This window comes from Microvirga sp. VF16 (assembly GCF_016864375.1).
Classification (GTDB): domain Bacteria; phylum Pseudomonadota; class Alphaproteobacteria; order Rhizobiales; family Beijerinckiaceae; genus Microvirga.
On the sequence record NZ_CP069354.1, the window covers coordinates 4,105,359 to 4,128,532 of the forward strand.

The following is a 23,174-nucleotide window of genomic DNA, read 5'->3' on the forward strand; positions in this document are numbered from 1 at the left end:
CCGAAGTGTGAGGGATCGCGATCCCGAACAACGCAGGTCATTCAGCGGATCGGGGATGCGACAGCAGCCCTGATCCCATAGATATTGACTTCCACAAGTCTGAAGTTGCGCCTTGAGCGAACCCGCAACAGGTCTGAGGCGTAACGGTGCGTACGGCTCCCACGCCGTGGGCGACCGTCTTCGATCTTGTTATACTTGGCGGATGCAAGAGAGATGTCCGTCAATCCGATCTCGATCAGGACCGTCGCACGACATCCATCAGCACCATCCTCGGTCAGGAAGGCAGCGGCCCCTCGAAGATCGTCTCCTCGTACGACGTACAGGCGGCCACGCTGATTAGATTCTAACCCTAGTCGAACCTGAAGCCGAAAAGCCCACCTGCTTCATCGTCAGTCAGGTGGACTGGAAGAACTGAGGCTTCGATCTCAGGTGCATCGGCAAGGTCGATCTTTCCGAACTCATCGCTGTTCAGGGTGACGATGTACTGACCGTTGATGCGCTCAGCAGTCGCTGCACCTACACCAAGCGCGGCGCGTACCTGTCTCGCATCAACGCCATCAAACAAGTGACTGTCGTGGACAACGAAACCGGGGCCACCCAGCCGCTCTGCAACGATCTCGCTGAGCATCATGTCGAAGCAAAAAATCTTCATCATGTCGATGCCGCCCAGATTACCACCGCCCTGAATCGAGATGCTGATCTCCGGACCATTTCTACCAGCAGTGATAATGAGGTTCCCTGTCCGATCATCATAGAGTTCGCCGATGACGTGATCTACCTTGACTGTTGCATTCTTGATGGCGGGTTCGTTCTTCTTGTAATCCTCCTGCAACCTAAGTTGAAGGTCAGCAGCCTCTAGCTTCTGCTGGGCGACATTGTTCTCAAGGATATTAGCGTTCTGGAGCTTCGTACGGAGTGTCTCGGCACGGCTTGTGATTGTTGCAAGCTCTTCATGCAAGCGGACTAAATCCTCAAATGCTCCCTTGCCATCCAGTACCTTTAGTAGCTGGGATTTGCGTTGATCCAGACCTGCGAGATCGGTCTGGAGTTCAGATTGTCTGCTGCGAGCATCCTCGATCTGCTGCTCAAGGTAGCGCCGACGATTTTCCGTGACAGATCGCTGAAATTGCTTGACCTCGTCGAACCTCCTGAGAGCCACTTGGGGAAGTTCGATCCCGGCTGCCGCGTAGAGTTTCTCGACGGCTGCATACGGCGGCGGCTGCTCTTCTTCGACCGAGCGAGAGAGATAAGCGATGGTCTCCTGAACAGACGCAAGCTCAAGAGTTTCGTCCGAAATTCGGTGCTTTAGACGTGCAACCTCGTCCGCCAACTCGCGGTAGCTCTCAAGAACCTCGAAGTTCGCGATCTGGACCTTGAGGCGCTCGATCCGTTCCTCTGTCCGGGCCAGTTCTGGCCTGATCTCCGCCGAGGTGCCGAACATTTCACCAAGTTCACCCTCTTTGATTGCTCGTCTCAGTGAAGTCAGTGTTTTCTTGCGCGCTCTCAGGTCCTGAATCTCGCGGGGTATCTGCCAGTCAAGCCCAAGTAGGTACGAAAGGTTTACCTGCCAGTCCCAGGGGTGTTGGAACAAGTTCTGCTTTTCGATAGAGCCAAAGCCTCCAGCTTTCCTCCGCCGGATGAAGTAGCCGATCAGCGAGCGGAATGTCGGAGCGAAGGGACCGTCGAACTCCGTACCCTCCCGGTTCGACGGCAGCGCAAACCAGAGATGACCAAGAAGGTTTCGCCATTCGTCCAAGCTTACGTACTGGGCACCGCTTTTGTCATCGCGACGTAGCGAGATGCCAAGCAAGGCAGGCGAGCCGTCTTGTGGAAGGAGAATTCTCCGATCATCTGCTCCACTTCGGGTGACGACAAGATCAACACCTTTGATGTTGAAGGTGCCTGAGAAGGTCTCGTTGATTAGTTCCGGCTTCTTGAAAAGCGATGTTTTGTCGGCATCTGCTCCGAGGAGGAAATGCAGTATCTCAATTATGCTCGTCTTTCCGGCACTGTTGCGTGTCTGCTTCTCCGTCGAGGATCGGGTGACATCCGCCAGGATAACGTTCAGCCCAGGGCGAAACGAGATCGCCTTGAAGCTTTCAATTGAACTGGATATCGACCTGATCATGTACGTCTCTTCGCGGGCACGATTTTGTCCCCCTTAAGTTCCACGGCGTAAATCGCGTGTAAGAGGGTAAGTGAAAGGATGAACCAATCATATGAAAGCGGTGACGAGTTGGGGCGCGTAGCCCGCAAACTACGAACGTTCTGCCATATGTCTGAAACAGGCGCAGGTTCACTCAGGACGGAGAGGATATCTCCTCCAATCGAAATGAGTGCCCTGTCCTGTCGAATATGTTTACCCGGCAGGATCATGCAGCTACTACCTTCGACGGATCGTCTTCAAAAATCGTACATTTCTCGAACAAGTGCGCGAGGAGACTCCAAACTGCCACTTCTCGCGCTATGCCACGATGCTCGCCAAGGGCAAAGTCGTAGAGCCCATTCATGATTTCGTCCGATACAAACCCCTGCGCCTTGAGTTCTAGGTACTTCGTCTTGAACACGCCTGCCAGCCTTCCGTCTAGCATCGGGTCTGGATGATCAAGAAGATAGGTGCCGACGCGGCCAGCGCTTTGAAAGCCTTGCTTGAGCCTATAGCGATAAATTTCCGACAACTGATTGATGTCCAGCTTCTCTGCCGGAACTTCGATAGGTTGATCATCCCGTATCAATCCATCGTTCATTGCAGCCATCACGTCATTAATAGTTGACTGAACCTCCGGAAGTTGAATTTGACGGAAGTCGGCATCCGTAGCCGCATCGCCGATGAGGTCTTCGATATCCTCGGGATCAAGGCTCAGGATTGCTTTCTCGAACTGGGCATGACCAAAGAGCTTCAACTGGCGATTCGCTTCGCCCTTCTGAATCTTCAGAACTTCATTCGTTATCTGTGGTGGGATGGCTTTGACGAAATTCGTAACAAAAACCCACTCCTTCAGATCGGGCCAGTGCTTAACTGCCCCGTTGAAATCCTCTGCAACTTTCGCGACCGCATGCGCCAGAGCGCTTGTCGATATGCCATCACCGCCGTTGGTGGCACCGTAGCAGGCGAAGATGGTCAATGGCTCATGAAGTAGGCCATCGCACTTTAGATCGCCATGAGAATAGTGAGCGGTCGCAGGTACGAAATTGTCCCCATGCACTTTGATCATCAGGGCACCGAGGAACTCTTGCAACATGTCCCCACGGGAACGCCGCAGCTTCAGTTCCAGAGCATTAAGGAACGCGCGCCGCTTTACGGTCGTGAGTACTACTGCCATTTTTGCCCCTAGAAATTCACAATGGCACCGAGCAAGCTCTCTGCCTTCGCGTTTATGTCTGTTATATCATTGATCGCGGAGGAAACAATGCAAATTTCCCTCTTTGGATTCCAACTACTCACGCTATGACCAGACAGGACTTTGGACCATAGGACTTTCAGCTTAGCAGCGTGGCGACGGCGGATAGTCAGGGTCTTGCAATAGGACAATGTACCAGTCGAGCTTCGACGGCAAGATCGCTACTGTATAGCTCGTCTTGGTAAAGGGTTGGTAGCCTCAGAAACTGCTCGGGCGGGCAGATAAATACATCATATCCCCAGCCCCGGAGCCACCATGCGCTACCATGAACTCAACGACCATCCCGCCAGACGTGACAACCAGCACTGCATCGCAAGGCTCTCCGTCTACACAGCGGAGTGGGCCGACCTGCGGGCAATATGTGAGCAACACGGCCCGATCCAGATTATCGGTGTCGAGCGGGTGCCCATCATCCCTGTCTTCGAGATCGAAGTCCTCTGCCAGGATGCCCAAACCGCCCGCGCCCTGGACGCTGCCTGGATGGCCTACGCCGAGACGAGCCCGCACCGCCCGCGTTCGATGGAAGAGGCGCTGATTTGGGGAGAGCGATTCAATCCTTACCCGAAAATTCCGCGCGATTGGACATTCTGATCGAATGTCGAAACCAATCTGCGGGAAGCTGAGACGGCAGCGGCTCTTGGTAGTCGTGCCAATCAGGTAGGTTGGGGCCGGTCAAATCGGCTGATCTTGAACAGCGACAGATCAAGCTGGCTCGTCCCCTTAGTGGCGAGGTCCGCCAGCATCTCGCCAATCACACTGGCGAACTTGAAGCCATGCCCGGAGCACGGTGAGGCAACCACAACCTCCGGAGCATCTGGAAGGGCGTCGATCACAAAATGCTCGTCCGGAGTGTTGGTGAACAAGCAGGCCGCAAGCCGTAGCGTCGGTCCATCGGCGTCAGGGAACATGTGTCGGATGCCCTTGCGAAGGGCTTCCTCATCGGCAGGCGTCGGCTCGCGGGAAAGCTCGTCGGCGTGGCCGGTCTCATGGAAGTGATGGTACAGCCCAATCTTGAAGCCGGGGATGCCCCAGGTCGGGAACTGATAGAAATGACCCACCTCGCTCAGGATGTTCGAGACCGGAAACACCTCTGGTCTGAAAAGGTCTGGCTTCTGCGGCAGGAACCAGCCCAGCACTTGGCGTTCCGGTACGGCTTTGGCCTTGAGTGTGGGAATTAGATCGGAAATCCACCCTCCTGCTGACACGATGGCCCTACCAGCTTCATAGCGACCCTGATCGGTCACGACCACTACCCGCCCCTGGGCAGGCTCAATCGCGAGCACCTTCTCACGCCCATGGATTGCCGCGCCAGCCGCGACGGCGAGGGAGGCATGAGCCAAGATAGCGCGTTCTGACGCAACGAAGCCTGCGTCGGGCTGGTAAACGACGGCATACTGATCGGGAAGCCTGTAGCCGGGGAAGCGCTGTGTTGTCTCACGAGCCGTGAGCACTTCATGAGGGAGGTCATGTTCCCGGCAGGCCGCTAAGGCACCCTGGACGATCCGGCTGTCTTCCGCTCCCGCATCAATCCCGCCGGTCACGAACAGAAGCTGCTCCTTGGTAAGCTGCTCGGTTTCGCGCCATAGCTCATAGGCCCGCCGCAGAAGCGGCACATAGTTCGGGTGCTCGAAGTATGCGAGGCGGATAATCCGGTTCAGACCATGGGACGAGCCCATATTGTGGCCGAGATCGAACCGTTCGATCCCGAGCACCTTCTGACCCCGGCGCGCCAAATGCCATAGGGCGGCAGAGCCCATGCCGCCTACACCAATCACGATGGTGTCGAAACTTTTCATCCTGAAGTGACCCCGTTCGCGACTACCCTGGTTCTGTGTGGGTGAGTTTATCTGCTCGTAGCCCCGGCGCAACGATCCTGCACGATTGGGTTATCCGTGTCATGATAGATGACCCATGGGGCTGGTCCGACGTTCGAGGCCAGCAGGCGTGACGCAAAAAGGTGCAAGGGTCTGACATGACGAAAGTCTCCCGCTCTAGGTCTGTGCCGAAAGCCATGCAGGTGACCTATGACACCATCACCGCTCTGACGAACGCGTTCTGCCGAGACCGCCTGAATGACGACTACCTTGAACTGGCACAGGACATGGCGGCAGCACTATGCCGGAAGCGCCCCAGTCCAGTTACCTCTGGCCAGCCGCGTACCTGGGCCTGTGGGATCATCTATACGCTGGGTCAGATCAACTTTCTCTCGGACAAGTCGTTCGAACCCTATATGCCTATGGCGGATGTCTGCGCCGGGTTCGGGGTTGGCCAAAGTACGGCGAGCGCCAAGGCGCAGGTGATCTCGCGAGCGCTTGATGCCCACCGGCTGAACCCGAAATGGTCGTTACCGAGCCTCCTGGAACAGAACCCGCTAATCTGGATGGCCGAGGTGAATGGTCTGCTGGTGGACCTTCGTGACATGCCGCGAGAGGTTCAGGAGATTGCCTTTGAGAAGGGTATGATCCCCTATATTCCCGCAGATCGGGAACAAGGTTAGATTGTTGCTCAAAACCCATTGATTTGTGGCGCGACCGAATGACCGATCTCCATCAACAGATTGCTGATCTCGAAGCTGACATCGACGCCCTGTCTGATGTGGCGGAGCGATGCCGAAAGAGCATGATCGTTGCGAAGGTAGCAATCGTCGGCGGTTTCCTGGTGTTCGGAGCGACGCTTTTCGGAATGATCTGGTCTGACCCGGTTGCCCTCCTGGTTGGGATTGCCGCCACACTCGTCGGAATAGTCTTTTACGGATCGAGCAGGAGCACACGCGAGCAGATCGCAGGGAAAATCAAGCTGTGTGAAGCCCGTCGAGCCGAAATGATAGATGGAATGAGCCTCCGGGCGATGGAGCCACACTAGATGGTAGGGCCGGATCGAATCCGTGCCCTCACCTTATCGAGCGGATGATGAACAGGTCTCATCACAAGCTGCACCGCCCGCAAGGCACCGGAATCGACCGGCTTCCAACATTCCTTTCGCATCAGGTTTGATCGAGAGCCGCGATTGATTAGGGGGCCGATGTGACGGTTGGCAGTTTTCGTGACCTGTTTGGGCTTCTGGCCATTGTGTTTGGATGGCTGGCGATTCTTCCGCTCGGAGGCGGCTGGTATGCCCGCAACAGGTTCCGAGCCCTGCTAAAAGCCCCGCTTACGGAGGAGGTCGAGCATCTGACCCATGTCTGGGAGAAGCGGGTCTCCCGTTGGACAGCCATAGGGTTGTCCATGTCCGGATTGTCGATCCTCTGTTTCCTTGCATGGTTGGTCTCTGGGGTCACCAATGGAGTGCATCCGAGTTAGTAAGCTCAGGTGACGCTGCGGCATTCGACTAGCGAGGCAACCTGGGAACGGAGCGCTGAATTCCGCACTGATGTCTGGAGGCGTGCGAGCGAAGTTGATCCGTGAGTTTCATTGTGAATCCCAACTTCGGGCTTATTATTGAGGTGGCAGACCTAAGTGAGGTCGTGTGATGACCACTCGCACCAACGGAGTCCTCGAACGCCTATGCAGCATGTTGTCCTTCTCGGCGATTCTGTTCTGGATAATGCTGCCTACGTTCCAGGCCACCCAGCCGTGATCCAGCAAGTCCGGGCGAAGCTACCGCCAGACTGACGCGCCACATTATGCGCCGTGGATGGGGCCGTTACCCGCGATGTCGAGCGCCAGCTTCGATCCCTTCCAACTGATGCCAGCCACATCGTTGTGAGCGTCGGAGGCAATGATGCCTTGGGCGCAGCACATGTATTGTTCGAGAACGTCCGATCCGTTGCGGTGGCCCTCGTGAAACTCTCTGCCATTAGAGAGCAGTTCGCCAGGGACTACCGGCGAATGCTCGACACCATCACGGCACGGAAGCTCCCGGTCGCGATCTGTACGATCTATGACGGGTGTGCCGATGACGAGATACAACAGCGGATCAATACAACGGCACTCACCATTTTCAACGATGTCATTACGCGGGAGGCATTCCGGCGCGGTCTGATGCTGATCGACCTTCGCCTGATCTGCAATGAGCCGGGAGACTATGCGAATCCAATCGAGCCATCTGCGCAGGGCGGTAACAAGATCGCTGCGGTAATCGCAAATATGGTGACAGGGAGCAGCACCATGTTGAGGTCGCAGGTCTATATAGACTAACGGCTGCGAGGTATTGACATACCATGGCCCAAGAAGCCCGTCGCCGCCCTTCGTGGAAGCACGACCGTCGCAATGCCTGTATATCCAGACTCCACGTTGACCCGGTATTCGCAGCTATGCTCATCGAGGCTGCTCAGGGGGTGACCGTGCAGATGCCCGAACTAACTACTGGAGATGAGATTCTCGAATGGCTCTCGCTCTCTTGGAATGAAGCGATCCGCCGAGACCATTCCTTTGCGCAACGGCATCTACACCGGCCAGTCACCTTAAAGTCATCAGTTTCTGGGTGTCCCGCAGGGACGGCAGGCACTGTGGTCAACGTCCGGGTCAAGCCGCTTCCGACCTTTGTGGTCGAGACCCCAGGCGGTCATCTTCTCATAGTAGGGATTACCGATCTGTCGTTCAATCCGCTCTAATAAATCCCCTGAAATCGGCCAGAAGCATTAGCGGCTGACGAGAGACAAGCCCAGAATGTGGATCACGTTTGGAGTCATCGGAGGCGTTATTGCAGTGCTCCTGAGCCTCCTGTTCCGCCATGTTGGGTTTGTATTATTCGCTCTGTTGGCATGGTGGCTGTACGGCTGGCTCACAACCGACCCGATCCGCGAACAGCATGAGATCGAATTGCGCCGTGACGAGTACGAGCGGATCAAGGATCAGAAGCGTAGGATCACCGCCTCCCAAGTTCAGGTCAGATTCGAGAAGTATGAAGTTCGAGAAGTCACAGCGACGATCTCTAATGGCTCGGTAGCGCGTATCTCCAATGTAGCTTTTAAATGTACCTACGCTCGTCCAGACGAGAATGAACCCTGGAGACTCACTACACCTGTGGGGACAACCAGCGTCATTCATCCGGGAGAGAGCAAGCGGCTCTCATTCTGGCTCCGCGATGCAGCATCAGATGCGATCCCCTCGACTTTCGAATGCGAACCAAGTGTGCGGATGAATCAGGCTGACCTCATGAGGAGCGGCCTTGTGCATCCCAAGACCCCAGACGATCTGCTACTCGCGCGAAGCGCCATCCAAGTGGAAACTCGCCTCGGTCAGATCAGGCGCGAATATGCGCCGATCCTGGCCCGAGGTTCGATCACCAACAACAGCAATGCGGACATCGGCTATTTGAGCCTGTCGTGTTCGGCTCTCATGAATGAACTGGGTCGCGTGGAGACCATCTATGGCGGCACCGCCATCCATGTGGCTCCTGGAGAAACCAAGTCCTTCGATTTCCCTGTCGGTAAGATGCACGTCGAGAACCCAATGTTCGGCATTCGGGATGTCTCTTGCGGGGTCCTGAAAGTTCACGACAGTCGTTAATCCGTGCCGAGTTGCGGCTGAGAATGAGAGGCGATCCTGGGAGGAAGATTTGGCTATTCTCCTTCTGACCAGGGCTGGCATATCCGCTGGAAGCGGTTACCGCCATCTTCCGCTCTAGGGAAGCTGCGATTTCGATAGGATCAATGATCGTTCCATCACAACTCGACGAGTGCCCTGGATTTTACCAGGACACTCTCATTTCATCCTTGATCACAGTCCTTGATCAGCGACTGCTATTTTGACCCTTGCACGCGACGGCGCTCTGGAACTTTTCCATGTCTCCTTGTGTACCGAACACACATAGGACGGTTAGCCCGTCATGACCGGTTGGGTGAGGAATGCTGGAGTACAGCCCGCGCAGGTCGATACCGAGGCGGTCAGCCATAGCATACAGATTTAGAACCTCAATCTCTTCGGCGAGTTTGCTGCCCCGTATGTGACGAGCTTCGGAGAGCCCCTCGTCCATGAGAGCTTTCCAGATGCGCATTTGGGTGTCGCAGATAAGCGCATGAGGGATGACGTGAACACAGGAAGCCTCAGAGTGCATAGTCGCTCTCCGGGCAAGCTTTGGCGAGACCGAGGTCATCGCTGAGTGCCTGCGCAAACTTACCCAGGTCGTCCTCGCTGTCGAGGCCGAGCGTAATGGTTGTGCCATCAGCTTGCCACATCCAGAGGCCGCCATAGGCTCCCAAGGTCCGGGTCGCAGCGATTGTCACGCCGCGGATTACGTTCAGTGCGGTCTCTACGTCGGAGTCGCTCAGATCAATTTGGTGTTGGTGCGGATAATTCAATTTAGTAGCCTCTTGTATTCGGCCTCACATTGACGCTGCTGGTTGTACGGCTGAAACGCGGTCTAGGAACATCCGCCTCGCTTCGTCTGGGTTTTCAATCCCGCTGGAACGGACACCCTGTTCCAGTAAGTCTCCGTGGTGGTCTGTGATGACCACGTAGCAGCGCACGCCGTAAATTTCTGAGACCATTTTGGCGTTCGCCGCTGCCATGCGGCGATCACCTGCCTGAAGAGCCTTTATCATGGCACGAATGCGTGCGTGCCCCACATCAAAGCGACCGCCAAACAATGCTATGTCGAGTGGAAGAGCAGCGGGACCTGCATCAGCCTCGGTGAGGTCTGAGGTGAATGAGACCTCGTAATACGAGAGATTCTCGTTTGGTATCAAGAAACTGGCAGTAAGGCTGTAAGGCGTCACTAGGACACCAGCATGACCGACAATAGAACTGGTAGTATTCACGACTTATTTCACTCCAAATGTAGGCACAATTGTTCGTCCGGGCACGTGTAGGTGCGTGCCCGTTTGGCTTCCAAGACATGTCTTGAGTCCTGAAATACGCAACCGACATCGAAGTTGCGCAGATCAGATGATGACTTCGTAGAGGGCAAGTCGAAGGAAGTCAACGCTGTTGTTGGGAGCACCAGCAATATTCGCTATGAAATATCCAGAAGAATAGAATATTCCTGAGCGGAATAATTGAGTAAACGTAAGCATACGACAAAATGATAAAGACAGTGCGCTTTAGAAGTACGTGAATATGCGCTGAAATGTTCTCGAATATATTACTGATGGTGAGGACATCCCCGGAATTCGTGTCTTGTCCTCGGAATAATGCAAACTACAGATCGCGGTCAGTTGATCTGACTTGCTCTTGCTACTGGAGCTAAAAATACCTTTTGCGGCCATGCTGTGTCGCGTGATGGAGTGAGCCCTATGAGAGATCAGGTGGCACCAGCGTTGATGATTGCAACTTGACGTTTCCTTCCCATTCCCCTGATTCGGATTACAATCGAGGGCGGCTGCGGGTTGGGCTGGGCGAAGGGCATTCGGCAGCGCTCGTAAGCCGCTTCGGGTGCTTGGCCGGATAAGGACCGAGGTCGTTTCCGGATCGTCTGTACCTGGGTGATTATCTGGAGTGTAACTCGGCAGCGATAAGCTGTGTGCGGCTCCCTGATCGACCACGTACCAGAGGTGTTCATAAAGCCCCTCCAGATTTGAGCCTGTATACGCTTTATTCTCCGGTCGTTCTCGGTCGCTGGTTGACTGCGCTCGTAATCATCACAATGCGATTACGACAGTGATGGACCAAGGCACACCAGGGTGAGGCGCTGTGGTGGGACGCAAACTCTGGCTGCAAATGCCAGAGGCGCGCATCGGCAAAGCGGCAGGAGTTTGAGAGGGCATTGCGCGAAAGCACGGAAGACCAGGGAATTCCGCTTGAACCAACTGGTCACACTTCGGCAGCTAACTCTCATTGATCAGAAAAATATTGCAGGCGCGATCTGCCAACTCCTAACATCGACTTATTGATCAGCCCTTGGTCGTCCACGAAGACGGACAAGAGCCAGAGGCTGCCAATCTCGGCAGCCCGCGCACGAGCCTTCATCATACGAATTTAAGCCTGCACGATATGAATAAGACGCTCTGGAGCCACCTCTCCGTCGAGTCCCGAAGACCGGGGTAGGCATCCCTGGTCCTGGCTTTTCGCCGGGTATTTCGAGACTTTTCATGAATATCTCTTCCGATCACGAGGGCTCAACATGGCCCGCGTGAAAGCTCGCAGTCGCGCACTGGAACGCCCAAACCCGGACCAGTGGCGAGACGATGAATTGATGACGCTGGAGGAGGCTGCCGACGTGTTCACCCCTGGGCTGTTCTCGGCTGCCACCCTCCGGAACGAGTACTACGCGAAACGTCTGCGGGCCTGGAACAAGGCAGGGCGGATCGTCACTACACCACTTACAATGAAAGAATGGATGGCATGTCCACAGGAAAGCGTACTGGTCGCCCCGCGAAAGGCCCGCATCTCGTCATTCGCGATCCCCGCAGCAGGGTTGGTAAGCGCCTCTACTACATCAGGCACGGCAAGCGTGAGTTCAGCACCGGCTTCGGACTTGACGAAGTTGAAGCTGCTCAAGCGGCGCTGAGCCGCTACATCGAGGAGAATGCAGTCACGCCTTCGACCATCGGGCGGAAGAAGCTCGACGAAGTTCGCGTCAACGATGTGCTCCTCTATTACCTGGAGGTGAAGCATAAGGAGGTGGAGGCGAAACCGGAGAAGCAGAAGTCGTATGACAATGCGTACGTGAACGTGAAGCGGCTAATGCAGTGGTGGCACGACAAGTTCGTGTCGGACATCAAGCCCTCGACAGCAGAAGCGTACATGGCGTGGCGGCTCTTGCAGAGGAACCCGCACGCGAAGACCGAAGCGGCGCTTGCTAAGGTAGTATCCACCGGTACGATTCGGCGCGAGGGGCAGATAATGAACGCGGCCCTGACCGTGTACGAGGACGAGTTCCTGAAGCCGTACGGGATCGTGGCACCTCGGCTGAAGCTCGCAGATCGCGGGACAAGCCGCCAAAAGTATCTTGAGCGTGGTGAGGTCGCCCGTATGCTCATGGCCTGTCTCGGCTGGAAATGGGATGCCGAGAAGGGCCAGATGGCCCATGAGATCGGCGGCAGCAAGCACGCCCCCGTGCGTGTCTTGAAGCGTAACCGTCGTCGTCATACCGCGCGCATTCTCATCATGGGCGTGTACACAGGCACCCGTCATACGGCAATGCTTGAGGCGATGTGGGAGCCCACTCCGGATGCCCCATATATTGATGTCGAGGCTGGCCTTTTCTACCGGCGCGGCTGGGACGTGCGGGAAACCAAGAAGCGAACCCCGACGTGCAGCATCCCGGAGGAGCTTCTGCGCCATCTGCGGCGCTGGCGTCGGCTCGACCATAAGGAGGGCGTCCTGTACGTCATCCACTACCATGGCGAACCGCTGGCGAATCGCGTCCGTACGTCCTGGGAGGGGGTCCTCGAAGACGCAGGCATCGAGAAGGACGCAGATGTACACACGCTACGGCACACGTCGGCCACGTGGCTCGTCCAGGGCATGAAGGGGTCTGGCCTCACCTGGGAAGACATAGCCGAGTACTTGGGCATGACTGTTGAGGTGCTGAAGGAGGTGTACGCCCATCATCACCCGGACTATCAGGCGAATATCGGCGAGGGCTTCAAGGCCCACCGGAAGACCGCCACCGAACGCAAACGGTCCCACCTGAAAATGGTGATCTCCCGCGACTAACCGCCCTATCCAGCTATCCCCAACAAGCCGCCTTCGGGCGGCTTTCTTTTTGGCCGTTGGTTGGAACGGGGGCAGAACCCGGACGGTGAACAGACAGGGACTTCCCGAAAAATTCCCGAAAAAATGCCGGGAAAATGCCTATTCCAGCGCACTGCTATAGACGCCCACTCCTTGAAATAATTGGTTTTTTCTCTGAATCCCCCACGTTCGGGACGTGGGGGTCGCAGGTTCAAATCCTGCCACTCCGACCATTTTCCTCGATATCATCAGAGAGTTATAATCTGACCCCGACTGGGGCGGATTTTTCGCGGACCGCTTCATGAACCGCTTGGGATTAATGTCCTAATTGCCTCTCCCTCCAGTACTTCCGATCGACCCTCGCGACACCGCCGCAATCCCCGAGTTCAAGGGCTGATCCGTCAGGACTGGCCTGAGGAATAGCGGATTGGGTCAGTATCCGATGCGAAGGCCACCATGGAGCGTACGCTGCGGGGGTAACCTTCGAAAATTTGAATCCTGGACAAGAGGTGGCACCATCATCACCACAAGGTGCCAAGACAACTCGAACTCAAGCAGAATTGATGGCAGATCGACCTTCCAGCAACTCTGCAAGCAGAGTATTGGTCTAGAGCACCGGACTGGAAATCCGACTCCCGGGGTTTTGGGCTGGCGCGATCCGTGATTCACTTGCTGGAACGGGAGGTGGATCATGGGTCATTGCTATTCCCTGGATCTGCGGGTGCGCGTCGCCGACTTTGTCGAGGCCGGTCATTCCTGCCGAGCGGCAGCCGAGCACTTTGACGTCAGCGAGAGCTTCGCCATCAAGCTGGTGCGGCGAACGCGGGACACCGGCTCGCCGGCGCCGGCCCGGCAAGGCCGCCCGCCCGGACGCGGCAAGCTGGTGGCTTATGAGAGCTTCCTGATCCAGACGGTCGAGGCCCACCCCGCCATCACCATGCCCGAACTGGCCGCGAGGCTGCTGGAGGAACACGGGGTGATGGCAGCTCCCGCAATGCTCTCGCGCTTTCTGTGCCACCGCGGCTTCAGCTATAAAAAAGTCCTGATGGCGGCGGAATGCGCACACGCCGCCGTGCGGGATGAGCGCCGCGTCTGGCATACCCACCGTCAGCCGCATATGCGCCAAGAGCCGCACCGCTTGATCTTTCTCGATGAGACGTACGTCAACACCAAGATGACGCGCCTGCGCGGACGTTCTCGCCGCGGCCAGCGCCTGCGCATGAAAGCTCCCTTTGGACACTGGACAACCCATACCTTTGTAGCCGGGCTACGGTGCAGCGAGTTGAGCGCTCCGTGGGTGATTGATGGCCCGATCACCCGCTTGGCGTTTGAGGCTTATATCGAGACCCAGCTCGCGCCGACGCTGCACCAAGGAGACGTGGTAATCCTCGACAACCTGGCGGTCCACAAGAGCGAGAAGGCCGCCCAATGCCTGAAGCAACGCGGAGCCTGGTTTCTGTTCCTGCCTGCTTATTCGCCCGATCTTAATCCCATTGAACAGGCCTTCGCCAAGATCAAGGCACACCTGCGCAAAGCTGAAGCCCGAACCTTTGACGCGCTTTGGCGCGCCCTCGGCGACATCTGCAATCTCTTCGAGCCGCACGAGTGTTGGAACTTCCTCAGGGCGGCCGGATATGCGTCCGTTTAACCGTCCGGTGCTCTAGGTAATCGGCACTTGGAAGCGCAGACACCAGGAGGTGACAATGCAGAAGGGTGTAATCGCGTTGTCTCTTACCTTGTTGGCGACCAGTGCCCAGGCTCAAACACGCCCTTCGACGGTGGACATGCCGTGCGGCGCAAGTCGCCAGTTAGTGTTCGCAAGAGGTGCAATCGTCCTGGGCACCGGCGGCAGTACCTATGATCGGTTTGTTCGCGACCGCACATTCTGCGATGTGACAGAATATGCACAGGCAGCATATGTGCCGAGCCGTGAATCGCCGCTTTGTTTTGTCGGATACCGCTGTAAACAAGGTCCCCGCGACTGGTGGGATTAATGACGCTCGCCATGTGATGCGCACGCTGGGACGCTCATTGGAGCCTCCACCCCCTTGCGGCGGCCGCTAATGCGTCGAGAAGCGCCCGTCTTCGTGGTAGGTCTCATAGTGAAGGCTCTGGGCTGGCATTGCCTCGAGCTGACGCGGTGACTTGGGCAAGTCCTGCGGTGTCTCGTTGGCCTGAGGCATGTAGCGCGGGCGGAAGCGCAGATCGACGAGGCTTCGCAGTTCCGGGGCTGCAAGATCCAGCACATTGGCGTCACGCCAGCGGCGGTGCAGCTTGGCCTTGCCGAACATCCGACTCCAAAAGCCCGTCACCTCCTCCTCGACCTGCAGAACGATGCGGCCGGTCAAGGTTTTACGAAGATTAAAACGTCCTGTCAGAGCCATCCGACTCTCCTCAACTGTCGATCTCTTCAAAAGGTCGAGCGCCAACGCTCCGGTTGCTGATCAGTCAGCCAAAAACTTCGGCCTTGGCGCTCGAATGAATCCATTCCTGTTAGCCAATGCCGTTGCAGAGCAAGGGTTCCGGCCCTTCGACTATCGACAAGACGGCACATTTTCGATGTGCGTTAGGTCACGAGCCCATGCCGCTCGAAGTTAAATATGGCGCGTCGCGCCGCTGATCAGCGGAGAAGTCGATCAAATAAGTGGGAGAAAGACAGTATTTTGGATGGCTTGAATTCAGATCTCACTGCTTGCCGGCAATTACAGTGAGCCGCCTCACGCGCGGCGCGGCTTGGAGGTGAGATCGATGGTGACGAGTTGTCCGGTTTTCGGATCGAGGATGGTCATGAAAGCCTCCTTTTCTGTTGGCGTAGGAGAAACGCCTGAGCCCTACGGTGGATCAAACCGTGTTGGCAACGTGGTAAGCAATTCGTTACCGGAAGCTGCGCTTTAAGGGGTGGGAAGATCCAGGCTGAACTTGTATCGGAGTTGCGCTCACTGGCGGATCGGCCAAGCCATCCGCTGTATTTCCCAGCCTGGAGACCCCTTGATGAACACCACTCAGCTCGAGACCGTTTGGGCACCACGCCTTCTCAGCATCCTGCGCATCGTTGCCGCGCTCATCTTCATGGCGCATGGCACGCAGAAGCTTTTGGGCTTCCCGGTCTCTCCCAATCCCGGACCGGCAGCCTTCAGCCTGCCCTGGATCGCCGGTGTTCTGGAAATCGTGGGTGGAGCGCTTCTGGTCCCTGGACTGTTCGTGCGTCCGGTCGCTTTCGTCCTCTCGGGTCTGATGGCCGCCGCTTATTGGATTGCTCATGCTCCGCGCAGCTTCTATCCCGTTCTGAACGGCGGCGATGCGGCCATTCTCTATTGCTTCGTCTTCCTGTTCATCGCAGCGGCCGGCGGCGGCGCATGGAGCCTGGATCGCATCCTGCGCAACGGTCGTGCAGCCTGATCAAGTGAACTGACAAAATGGAAGGCGAGAGGCACCTCATGTCTCTCGCCATTTTCCTATTCAGACCTCGTGCCCGTTGAGCGGCGAAGGCGCTCATCCTCCAGTTCGACATGGAGCGTATGGTCGCCATCATCCTCGTCAACGGGGATCGGCATGAGATCCGTCGTCAAGCCCGTCGTGGTCGATGCTGCGGCACCGATCGGAGGAGCCGGAGCCTCATCCTTTACCCTTTCCTCTTCGCTCGGCTCGATCTCGCCCTCGTCGTCGAGAATCTTCACCACCCTGTCCATCTGTGCCTCATCGACCTTCACGGTCACGAGCGCTCCGCCGCGACGAACGCCTTCGGCGTAATTCCGCGCATCCTCGTCGCTGAGCCCCGCATCGACCAGAGCTCCCGCGAGACCACCCACGGCAGCCCCGGCGCCGGCACCGACGAGGGTCGAGACAATCCATCCCGCCGCAACCACGGGCCCGAAGCCCGGAATGGCCACCGTGCCGAGCCCTGCCAAGAGGCCTGCCCCGGCCCCGGCAACCGTACCAGCTGCCGCCGTAGCACCGGCGAATTCATGGGAGGAGCCGTCCTCGTCGAAGGAGCGCGTCGCGTGATGCGTATAGGCATCGTTGGAGTTGTTGGAGACGAGACTGATCTCGAAATTCGGAATATGAGCGACCTCCAGCCGTTCCACCGCCCGTGCGGCTTCATCATAGCTGTCGAAGAAGGCGGTGATCCTGCGTTCGGCCATGAGAGGCCTCCTGATTTCAAACCGATCGCAGGGCTAATGAGCGGCTTGCCGGGCAAGTTCCCCTCTCGCTCGGGGCAGGACGGGAGATGCGCGTCCATGCCGCCTTCCAGCGATGGGCGTTCCTTGATACATTCCAACAAAAGGTGCCCGGAAAGGGTGATTTGGGGGCTTCCCATTATGCGACATATCCATCTAGATGACGGTTTGCGGCTGCGTTTTCCCGGCCGCAGCGAGGATTTCGATCAAGGCGTCGAGATCGGCATGATTGCCGTTCTGATGGATCAGGGATTGAGCGAATTTTCCCGCTGGATCTCGCGGTCGAACCTCAGCCAGGTCGAGGCCATCGCCAAGCAGATGGGCTACCGCATCGAGGAAGGCGGCGGCGATGAGGAATGGGCGGAGATCACCTTCCTCTATGGCACGACCAAAGCCAAGCCCAAGCTCCGTCTGGTGCATTCGGTCGGCTGATAAAGCTCAGCTGCCTCCAACTCCTGCAAGCAAATTCCCAAAATGAAGAAGCCGCCCGAAGGCGGCTTCCGAAAACTTTATCCTTGAAGGCCCGATCAGGCCTTGCCGCCGCGACGGGTGATCGACCAGGCTGCCTGCATCAGGGCCACGGCCAGAGCGGTCTTCACGAGGGTAGCAGCCACGAACGGGGCAGCGCCCACGGTCCAGGCCTTGGCGAAGGGCATGACCAAGGACAGTTGCGCCAAGCCGAAGGCGAAGATCACGGCGTGGCCGATGGTCATCATGACGATGACACGCGGGAGCGAACGGTCCCAACCGCGCTCGGCCATGAAGCCCATCACGATGGCTGCAGCCAGGAAGCCGAAGAGGAAGCCGCCGGTGGGACCCATCAGATAGCCGATGCCGGCGGTCGGGCCCGCGAAAACCGGCATGCCCATGGCGCCCTCAAGCAGATAGAGACCCACGGTCGCGCCGCCGAGGCGCCAGCCGTAGGACGCGCCGATGATCAGCACGACCAGGGTCTGCAGCGTCATGGGAACGTAAGGCAGCGGCACCTGAACCTTGGCCGACACGGTGAGAAGCGCCGTACCGACAACCATCAGCACGATGGCGCGAAGGGCGGCGAAGCGGGCATCGTCCCGGGAGGGCCAGAGGAGGCCGACGAGGGTCGACGGAGAAGACAGCGAAGAGACGCCGGTCGTCATGAATTGAATCTCCAGATCGTTCCGCCATTCGCGCGGCGGCTCATGAAGCCTTATAGGGAGGTCCGGTCCGTGCCTCAAGCCGCGGCTCGGGCATTTCCGGGCGCTGTGGACACCATTAATCCGATGGTCCGGAGCGGGACAAAAAACTCTTGCGGCTGGATTGATGATGGTTAGGAAGCGCCAGACGCTTCCAATCGCATCCATGAGGATTCCTGCATGGCCGACGATCTCACCTTCGACATCCGCCCTCCGGCCCAATCGGGCGAATGCGTGCGGGTGAGCCCCCTCGTCCGCCGAATCGTCGCCAACAATCCGGGCCCGATCACGTTTACGGGCACCTGCAGCTATATCGTCGGTTCAGGAAACGTCGCCATCATCGATCCGGGCCCCGACGTGCTCGGCCATATTGAGACGCTTCTCGACGCCGTGCGAGGCGAGACGGTCACTCATGTCCTCATCACCCATACCCATAAGGATCACTCGCCCGCCGCCCGCGCCATCAAGGCCGCCACGGGAGCCGAGATCGTCGGCTGCGCGCCACATCACAGTGCCCGCCCCCTGTTCTCGGGCGAGGTCAATTCGCTTGAGGCCAGTTCCGACAAGGATTATGCGCCCGACTGGGAACTGCGCGAGGGCGATGCCGTCGAAGGACCCGGCTGGACCCTGGAGGCGCTCGCCACGCCGGGACACATGGCCAACCACCTCGCCTTCGTGCTGCCCGAGGAGAAGGCGCTGTTCTCGGGCGACCATGTGATGGCCTGGTCCACGACCGTGGTCGCGCCGCCGGACGGATCGATGAGCGCCTTCATGGCGTCCCTCGACAAGCTGAAAGGCCGCGAGGAAAATCTCTATTGGCCCGGTCATGGCGGCCCGGTGCAGGAGCCTCAGCGTTTCATCCGCGCCCTCATCCATCACCGGCGCCAGCGCGAGGCCTCGATTCTCAATCGACTGAAAGCCGGTGACCGGACGATCCCCGAGATCGTAGCCGCAATCTATCAGGGTCTGAATCCGGCGCTCGTCGGAGCCGCTGGGCTCTCGGTCTTCGCGCATCTGGAGGATCTGGTCGCCAAGGGACAGGCGGCCGTTGATGGCATTCCCGCTCTCGACAGCGAATATCGACCGGCCTGATCAGCGTACCGCGATCGCGAGGTTCGAGGCCTCCTCAAGGAAGTCGCGAATATATCCCGCATTGATGCCAAAATCGTGGTTGCCGAAGCGGGAAGCCGACCGGATATCGATGCGTGTGCCATCGACGCGCGGACGGACCCGCACCGTGATGTCGCTCGGCATCTTGAGCACAAGCGAACGGTCGACCGCTTCGAGCCTGCCCAATCCAACGCGTCCTCCAGGCGGGACGGCCTCGATCACCTGCCAACCGAGATTCTGGGCCGCCTTCTGAACGATGGTGAAAGCTTCCTCCGGGCCGATATCCAGCGTGAGCGGCGCGATCTGCACATAGGAGGCACGCTGCATCTCTCGCGCCTCCGCCGAAACGTCGGGGGGAACTCGGCCCTCGCGAGCCTGGAGCGCGGCCCGTGAGCGGGAAAAGGCCGGCGGGTCGTCTGTATCGGTGCTGACATCGGCGATCGGCGGCAAGGTCGCGGCCTTGAGCGCCATGAAGCCCGGATAGGCGAGAACGATCGCCGCGATGAAAAGCCCCTTGATGGCGCTTCCCAGTCCTTGACGCCCCTCCTGCCAGATCCGCACGAAGCCCATGAAGGCCATGCCGACCGCGAGGAGCGCGATGGCGGTGCCAGTCCCAAGTACGATAAAGCCCGATTGGTAATCGATCCGGTTGAAGCGGATCAGCAGCACCGCGAGGACGGTCACGACAAGCGCGAACCATGCCAGCGTGGGGGACCACTTCGCCGGGCGGGAAACCGGTTCTTCGATGATGAGACGGCGCATCAGGTCGTCTTACAAATCTCTTTGAGCGCGCGCCACTCCTCTTGATCGAGAAGCGGCTCGCCTTGCTGGGATGGCACCTGTTTTTCCAAAGCTTTCAGCCGTTGGTCGGTGACGGGGTGAGTGGACAGAAAAGCCGGGATCTCGGAATCGTTCCCATCACTCTTTCTGTCCCCCTCGATCCGCTTGAGCAGCAGGGCCATCCCGCGGGCCGGGCGTCCCACGGCTGCCATGGTCTTCCCGGCGAAATCGTCCGCCGCCGCTTCCGCCTCTCGGGAATAGGCACTGTCGATGAGATAGCGGCTGACGACCACGATGGCGCCGCCGCCCGTCACATCGCCGAGCAGCAGACCGAGCAGATAGGAGGTGCCGCCGGCCCGGATCATTGTCCGGAGCCCGTCGCGATGGGCGACATGCCCCATTTCATGAGCCAGCACGCCGGCGATCTCGTCGGATGATTGCGCTTTGTCGAGCAGAGCCTCGAACAGATAGATCCTTCCACCGGGCAGAGCGATGGCGTTCGGGATCGTCAATTGCAAGACTGCGATATCAACTTCCACCGGCGGATCCTGTGCCTTCTGCAGGCGTTCCGTGAGCACTTTTAAGGCTGCAAGGCCGCGAGGCTCCTCGCATATCTTGTCGTCGAAGATCGCTCTCACTTGATTGTCGACCGCCGTACCGAGGCGGCGCTCGTAGGAAACGGGAATGAGCGGCGTCAGCCGACCCGCCAGGATGGGAAGTAGGACGAAGACGCAGAACAGGATCGACGCGGTAGCGGCGAACGACCAGAACAGGATCCGACCTGTCCGCTCCCGGTGATCGGATATATCGAGATGCCGACAATGGAGACGAATGGCAGCCTTCATCTCAGCATCGGCGATGTCGAGTCGTGCCAGATTGGATGCGCCGTCCCGCGTGAGCCGTAAGATTCCCTCAGGGGAATCACGACGTCTGACTTCGCCGACAGGCCAGGACGCAATCCATTCAGGGCCTTCATGAATGTCGATGGCGGACGCGGTAACGTTTAGGGAAACCGTTCTTCGACGGGCGCTCTCGCCGTCATAGAACACCGCACCCGCCATGACTGACCTCATATGCCGACATTGAAATCGAGAGCGTCGGCCAGTCCTTCTCCCAGAACGCCGGCCGGTTTGCCAGCCGCCACGGCTGCATCGATAGAATGCAGATTAGTGATCGTCGTTGAAGTCACGATGGCAGCCCACAGCCCGCGCCCGAGGAAGTAGCGCTGAAGGACGCCGAGTCCGAGCAAGGCCACGAGATACCCGATGGCCACCAAGAGGCCGGCACTCACCGAAACCCAGGAAAAACCCTCTGCTGCCGCCATCGCTTCTTTGAAAACAGCGGCAAAGACGAAGCCCAGCAATCCGACCACGAGGCCGAAGGCCAGCAGGAAGCCGAGAGACGAGAAGATCAGCTTGAAGAACAAGCCGTAATAGGTGCCGATCCGAAAATCGCTAACCGCCGTGACGTCGCCGAAGCGCAATCCATCGATGTGCCAACGGGTGAAGATGGCCAACGCGAGCGGCAGGAGGCTCAGAATGAGCAGACCCAGCAAAAAGGTGATGGCCAGCAAGGCGGGCCTGCCGCTCCCCGTGGCAATGTGGGTCGAAATGACGAAGACGAAAAAGGTAAAGGCCAGCAGAACGAGGCCGAGGGCCCAAACCCACCAACCGCGCTTGAAGAGCGCCCAGCCGGTTCCCGCAAACCCGCCCTGGATGCTGCCGAAAAACGTGTGGCGCATCCGGTAGCGCTCGAGCGCGGCCATCGCCCATGGCAGGGCGAGACCGAGGGTGAGAAGCGTTGCAAGATCCCAGAGAACCGCCCTGGCCGCATAGGCCCAGCCCGATCCCTTCATCCAGAAGCGCACGCCGCGGAAAACCGTGCGGCTTGCGCGATATTTGCGGGCGCGATAGCTGCCGAAGTGGGCAAGCACATACATGATGACGACGAGCGGCACGCTGGCGAACGCGTATTGCTCCTCGAGAATGACACCGAGAAGCGCGTACGCAATATAGAGCGGCACCAAAACGGCCAGGGCGATGAGAAAGCCGATGAGCAGCTCCTTGGCCGTGCCGGTATATTCGAATGCTTCGCCCTCGACCTGAGTATTGGCCCACAGGTGACGGCGCAATTTCGTGATCAGCCAGAAGCGATAAAAGCCAAATGTCGGAATCTGGAAAAGACTTCCGGTGATCAGAAGCTTCAGAAATTCGCGGCCCTGTCCGGAGAAGGACATGGGTGAGCTTTGCAATGCGGGAAGCGATCCATCCGCATGAAGAGAGGCAGTCATGAGGAAACCTTCAAAGGTGTTCTGCCTCATTCTTACCACGGCAAGTCAACAATAGAACATATCGTGCGGCAAGTTGCCCTGCCATTCGGGGATCCAAAGCAATTTCTTGGTAAATGCCCGCTTCCTGTTCGAGGGGTGACGGGCGCAACGGTTTCAATGTAAACTATTTGCCCGTATCAGGAGCCTGATGCCTTTGACGTCTCTCTCGCCAGCCCCTTCCTCCATCGAGACCGCCGACCCGTTGCGGATCTGGTTTCGCTTCATCCGCCTGAACCGCCGGGCGACGAACGCGGTTGCTACGGAACTGAAAGAGCTGGGCCTGTCGATCCCGCAATTCGATCTGCTCTCCACACTCACGGAGCGCGAGGGCATGAGCCAGCAGGAACTGGCGGAGCGGCTCTACGTCACCAAGGGCAACGTCTCAGGACTTCTCGACCGCATGGTCGAGGCCGGACTCGCCGAGCGGCGTTCGATCCCCGGCGACCGGCGTTCCAATGCCCTCTACCTGACATCGAAGGGACGGGACCTCGCCAATCGCGGGATCGCGGCGCAACGGGCTTATGTCATGCGCACGCTCGGAACGCTCCCACCTCAGGATCTGGCCGACTTGGAGCGCATCGTTCTGGCCTGGCGGGATCGGGCGCGCGCAGAAGAAGACCCCCCAGCCTCCAAACCTCGATAGGACC

General features: G+C 58.2%; 25 protein-coding genes. 12 read left to right on the forward strand and 13 right to left on the reverse strand.

Features of this window, described 5'->3' with window-relative positions; translation table 11 throughout:
• Positions 1 to 349 precede the first annotated feature (349 nt).
• Genes JO965_RS19195 through JO965_RS19200 form a run of 3 tightly spaced genes read right to left on the reverse strand, consistent with a single transcriptional unit; the run spans position 350 to position 3,323 of the window.
• Complete coding sequence (locus tag JO965_RS19195; protein ID WP_203440607.1) at positions 350 to 2,128, reverse strand: ABC-three component system protein; 1,779 nt, start codon at positions 2,126 to 2,128, stop codon at positions 350 to 352.
• Positions 2,125 to 2,376, reverse strand: coding sequence for an ABC-three component system middle component 6 (locus JO965_RS49415; protein WP_371826804.1), 252 nt, complete (start codon positions 2,374 to 2,376; stop codon positions 2,125 to 2,127). Before JO965_RS49415 ends, JO965_RS19195 begins: the two co-directional genes overlap by 4 nt.
• Positions 2,373 to 3,323 carry an ABC-three component system protein gene (locus JO965_RS19200; RefSeq protein ID WP_203440608.1) on the reverse strand — a complete coding sequence of 317 codons (951 nt, stop codon included), beginning with the start codon at positions 3,321 to 3,323 and terminating at the stop codon, positions 2,373 to 2,375. Before JO965_RS19200 ends, JO965_RS49415 begins: the two co-directional genes overlap by 4 nt.
• A gap of 333 nt (positions 3,324 to 3,656) precedes the next feature.
• On the opposite strand from JO965_RS19200, the gene JO965_RS19205 reads away from it, so the two are divergent.
• Positions 3,657 to 3,992 (forward strand): hypothetical protein, encoded by a 336-nt coding sequence (locus tag JO965_RS19205; RefSeq protein WP_203440609.1) that lies wholly within the window; start codon positions 3,657 to 3,659, stop codon positions 3,990 to 3,992.
• A 62-nt stretch (positions 3,993 to 4,054) separates the two neighbouring features.
• Here the strand turns inward: JO965_RS19205 and solA are convergent, their stop codons facing one another.
• Positions 4,055 to 5,197, reverse strand: a complete 1,143-nt coding sequence (solA, locus tag JO965_RS19210) for an N-methyl-L-tryptophan oxidase (RefSeq protein ID WP_203440610.1) — start codon at positions 5,195 to 5,197, stop codon at positions 4,055 to 4,057.
• 176 nt (positions 5,198 to 5,373) lie between these two features.
• Between solA and JO965_RS19215 the strand changes: the two genes are divergently transcribed.
• The 4 genes from JO965_RS19215 to JO965_RS19230 all read left to right on the forward strand — a co-directional run bounded on the left by JO965_RS19215 (position 5,374) and on the right by JO965_RS19230 (position 8,851).
• A complete protein-coding gene (locus tag JO965_RS19215) occupies positions 5,374 to 5,898 on the forward strand; it encodes a DUF6398 domain-containing protein (protein WP_203440611.1) in 525 nt (174 codons plus the stop codon).
• A gap of 38 nt (positions 5,899 to 5,936) precedes the next feature.
• On the forward strand, positions 5,937 to 6,263 hold the full coding sequence (locus tag JO965_RS19220; protein ID WP_203440612.1) for a hypothetical protein: 327 nt from the start codon (positions 5,937 to 5,939) through the stop codon (positions 6,261 to 6,263).
• 767 nt (positions 6,264 to 7,030) lie between these two features.
• A complete protein-coding gene (locus JO965_RS19225; RefSeq protein ID WP_246776623.1) occupies positions 7,031 to 7,537 on the forward strand; it encodes an SGNH/GDSL hydrolase family protein in 507 nt (168 codons plus the stop codon).
• A gap of 471 nt (positions 7,538 to 8,008) precedes the next feature.
• On the forward strand, positions 8,009 to 8,851 hold the full coding sequence (locus JO965_RS19230; protein ID WP_203440613.1) for a hypothetical protein: 843 nt from the start codon (positions 8,009 to 8,011) through the stop codon (positions 8,849 to 8,851).
• 223 nt (positions 8,852 to 9,074) lie between these two features.
• On the opposite strand, the gene JO965_RS19235 is transcribed toward JO965_RS19230, so the two are convergent.
• From JO965_RS19235 to JO965_RS19245, 3 genes are all read right to left on the reverse strand, one after another.
• Entirely contained in the window at positions 9,075 to 9,317 is a 243-nt protein-coding gene (locus JO965_RS19235) for a hypothetical protein (RefSeq protein WP_203440614.1), read from the reverse strand.
• Between the two features lie 70 nt (positions 9,318 to 9,387).
• Positions 9,388 to 9,642, reverse strand: coding sequence for a hypothetical protein (locus JO965_RS19240; RefSeq protein WP_203440615.1), 255 nt, complete (start codon positions 9,640 to 9,642; stop codon positions 9,388 to 9,390).
• Positions 9,643 to 9,666: 24 nt separating this feature from the next.
• Positions 9,667 to 10,101, reverse strand: a complete 435-nt coding sequence (locus JO965_RS19245) for a hypothetical protein (protein WP_203440616.1) — start codon at positions 10,099 to 10,101, stop codon at positions 9,667 to 9,669.
• Between the two features lie 1,522 nt (positions 10,102 to 11,623).
• Between JO965_RS19245 and JO965_RS19250 the strand changes: the two genes are divergently transcribed.
• From JO965_RS19250 to JO965_RS19260, 3 genes are all read left to right on the forward strand, one after another.
• Positions 11,624 to 12,940: a tyrosine-type recombinase/integrase gene (locus JO965_RS19250; protein WP_203440617.1), complete on the forward strand. Its 1,317-nt coding sequence runs from the start codon at positions 11,624 to 11,626 to the stop codon at positions 12,938 to 12,940.
• A gap of 709 nt (positions 12,941 to 13,649) precedes the next feature.
• Positions 13,650 to 14,606, forward strand: coding sequence for an IS630 family transposase (locus JO965_RS19255; protein WP_203440618.1), 957 nt, complete (start codon positions 13,650 to 13,652; stop codon positions 14,604 to 14,606).
• Between the two features lie 55 nt (positions 14,607 to 14,661).
• A complete protein-coding gene (locus tag JO965_RS19260) occupies positions 14,662 to 14,952 on the forward strand; it encodes a hypothetical protein (protein ID WP_203440619.1) in 291 nt (96 codons plus the stop codon).
• A gap of 66 nt (positions 14,953 to 15,018) precedes the next feature.
• Here JO965_RS19260 and JO965_RS19265 read toward each other — a convergent pair whose 3' ends face one another.
• The gene (locus tag JO965_RS19265; protein ID WP_203440620.1) at positions 15,019 to 15,342 is read right to left on the reverse strand and encodes a hypothetical protein; all 324 of its coding nucleotides are present in this window, start codon (positions 15,340 to 15,342) and stop codon (positions 15,019 to 15,021) included.
• A 607-nt stretch (positions 15,343 to 15,949) separates the two neighbouring features.
• On the opposite strand from JO965_RS19265, the gene JO965_RS19270 reads away from it, so the two are divergent.
• Positions 15,950 to 16,357 carry a DoxX family protein gene (locus tag JO965_RS19270; RefSeq protein WP_203440621.1) on the forward strand — a complete coding sequence of 136 codons (408 nt, stop codon included), beginning with the start codon at positions 15,950 to 15,952 and terminating at the stop codon, positions 16,355 to 16,357.
• A 56-nt stretch (positions 16,358 to 16,413) separates the two neighbouring features.
• Here JO965_RS19270 and JO965_RS19275 read toward each other — a convergent pair whose 3' ends face one another.
• Positions 16,414 to 17,100, reverse strand: coding sequence for a hypothetical protein (locus JO965_RS19275; RefSeq protein WP_203440622.1), 687 nt, complete (start codon positions 17,098 to 17,100; stop codon positions 16,414 to 16,416).
• 177 nt (positions 17,101 to 17,277) lie between these two features.
• Here JO965_RS19275 and JO965_RS19280 point away from each other — a divergent pair, with 177 nt between their 5' ends.
• A complete protein-coding gene (locus JO965_RS19280) occupies positions 17,278 to 17,568 on the forward strand; it encodes a hypothetical protein (protein ID WP_203440623.1) in 291 nt (96 codons plus the stop codon).
• Positions 17,569 to 17,663: 95 nt separating this feature from the next.
• On the opposite strand, the gene JO965_RS19285 is transcribed toward JO965_RS19280, so the two are convergent.
• Positions 17,664 to 18,272, reverse strand: a complete 609-nt coding sequence (locus tag JO965_RS19285; RefSeq protein WP_203440624.1) for a biotin transporter BioY — start codon at positions 18,270 to 18,272, stop codon at positions 17,664 to 17,666.
• A gap of 216 nt (positions 18,273 to 18,488) precedes the next feature.
• On the opposite strand from JO965_RS19285, the gene JO965_RS19290 reads away from it, so the two are divergent.
• The gene (locus tag JO965_RS19290) at positions 18,489 to 19,400 is read left to right on the forward strand and encodes an MBL fold metallo-hydrolase (protein WP_203440625.1); all 912 of its coding nucleotides are present in this window, start codon (positions 18,489 to 18,491) and stop codon (positions 19,398 to 19,400) included.
• On the opposite strand, the gene JO965_RS19295 is transcribed toward JO965_RS19290, so the two are convergent.
• From JO965_RS19295 to JO965_RS19305, 3 genes are read right to left on the reverse strand one after another with little or no spacing between them, the layout of a single operon-like run.
• Complete coding sequence (locus JO965_RS19295; protein ID WP_203440626.1) at positions 19,401 to 20,180, reverse strand: DUF1499 domain-containing protein; 780 nt, start codon at positions 20,178 to 20,180, stop codon at positions 19,401 to 19,403.
• Positions 20,180 to 21,259 carry a M48 family metallopeptidase gene (locus tag JO965_RS19300; protein ID WP_203440627.1) on the reverse strand — a complete coding sequence of 360 codons (1,080 nt, stop codon included), beginning with the start codon at positions 21,257 to 21,259 and terminating at the stop codon, positions 20,180 to 20,182. Before JO965_RS19300 ends, JO965_RS19295 begins: the two co-directional genes overlap by 1 nt.
• An 8-nt stretch (positions 21,260 to 21,267) precedes the next feature.
• Positions 21,268 to 22,488, reverse strand: a complete 1,221-nt coding sequence (locus tag JO965_RS19305) for a DUF898 family protein (RefSeq protein WP_203440628.1) — start codon at positions 22,486 to 22,488, stop codon at positions 21,268 to 21,270.
• Between the two features lie 187 nt (positions 22,489 to 22,675).
• On the opposite strand from JO965_RS19305, the gene JO965_RS19310 reads away from it, so the two are divergent.
• Positions 22,676 to 23,170, forward strand: a complete 495-nt coding sequence (locus JO965_RS19310; RefSeq protein ID WP_203440629.1) for a MarR family winged helix-turn-helix transcriptional regulator — start codon at positions 22,676 to 22,678, stop codon at positions 23,168 to 23,170.
• The last annotated feature ends 4 nt before the right edge of the window (positions 23,171 to 23,174 follow it).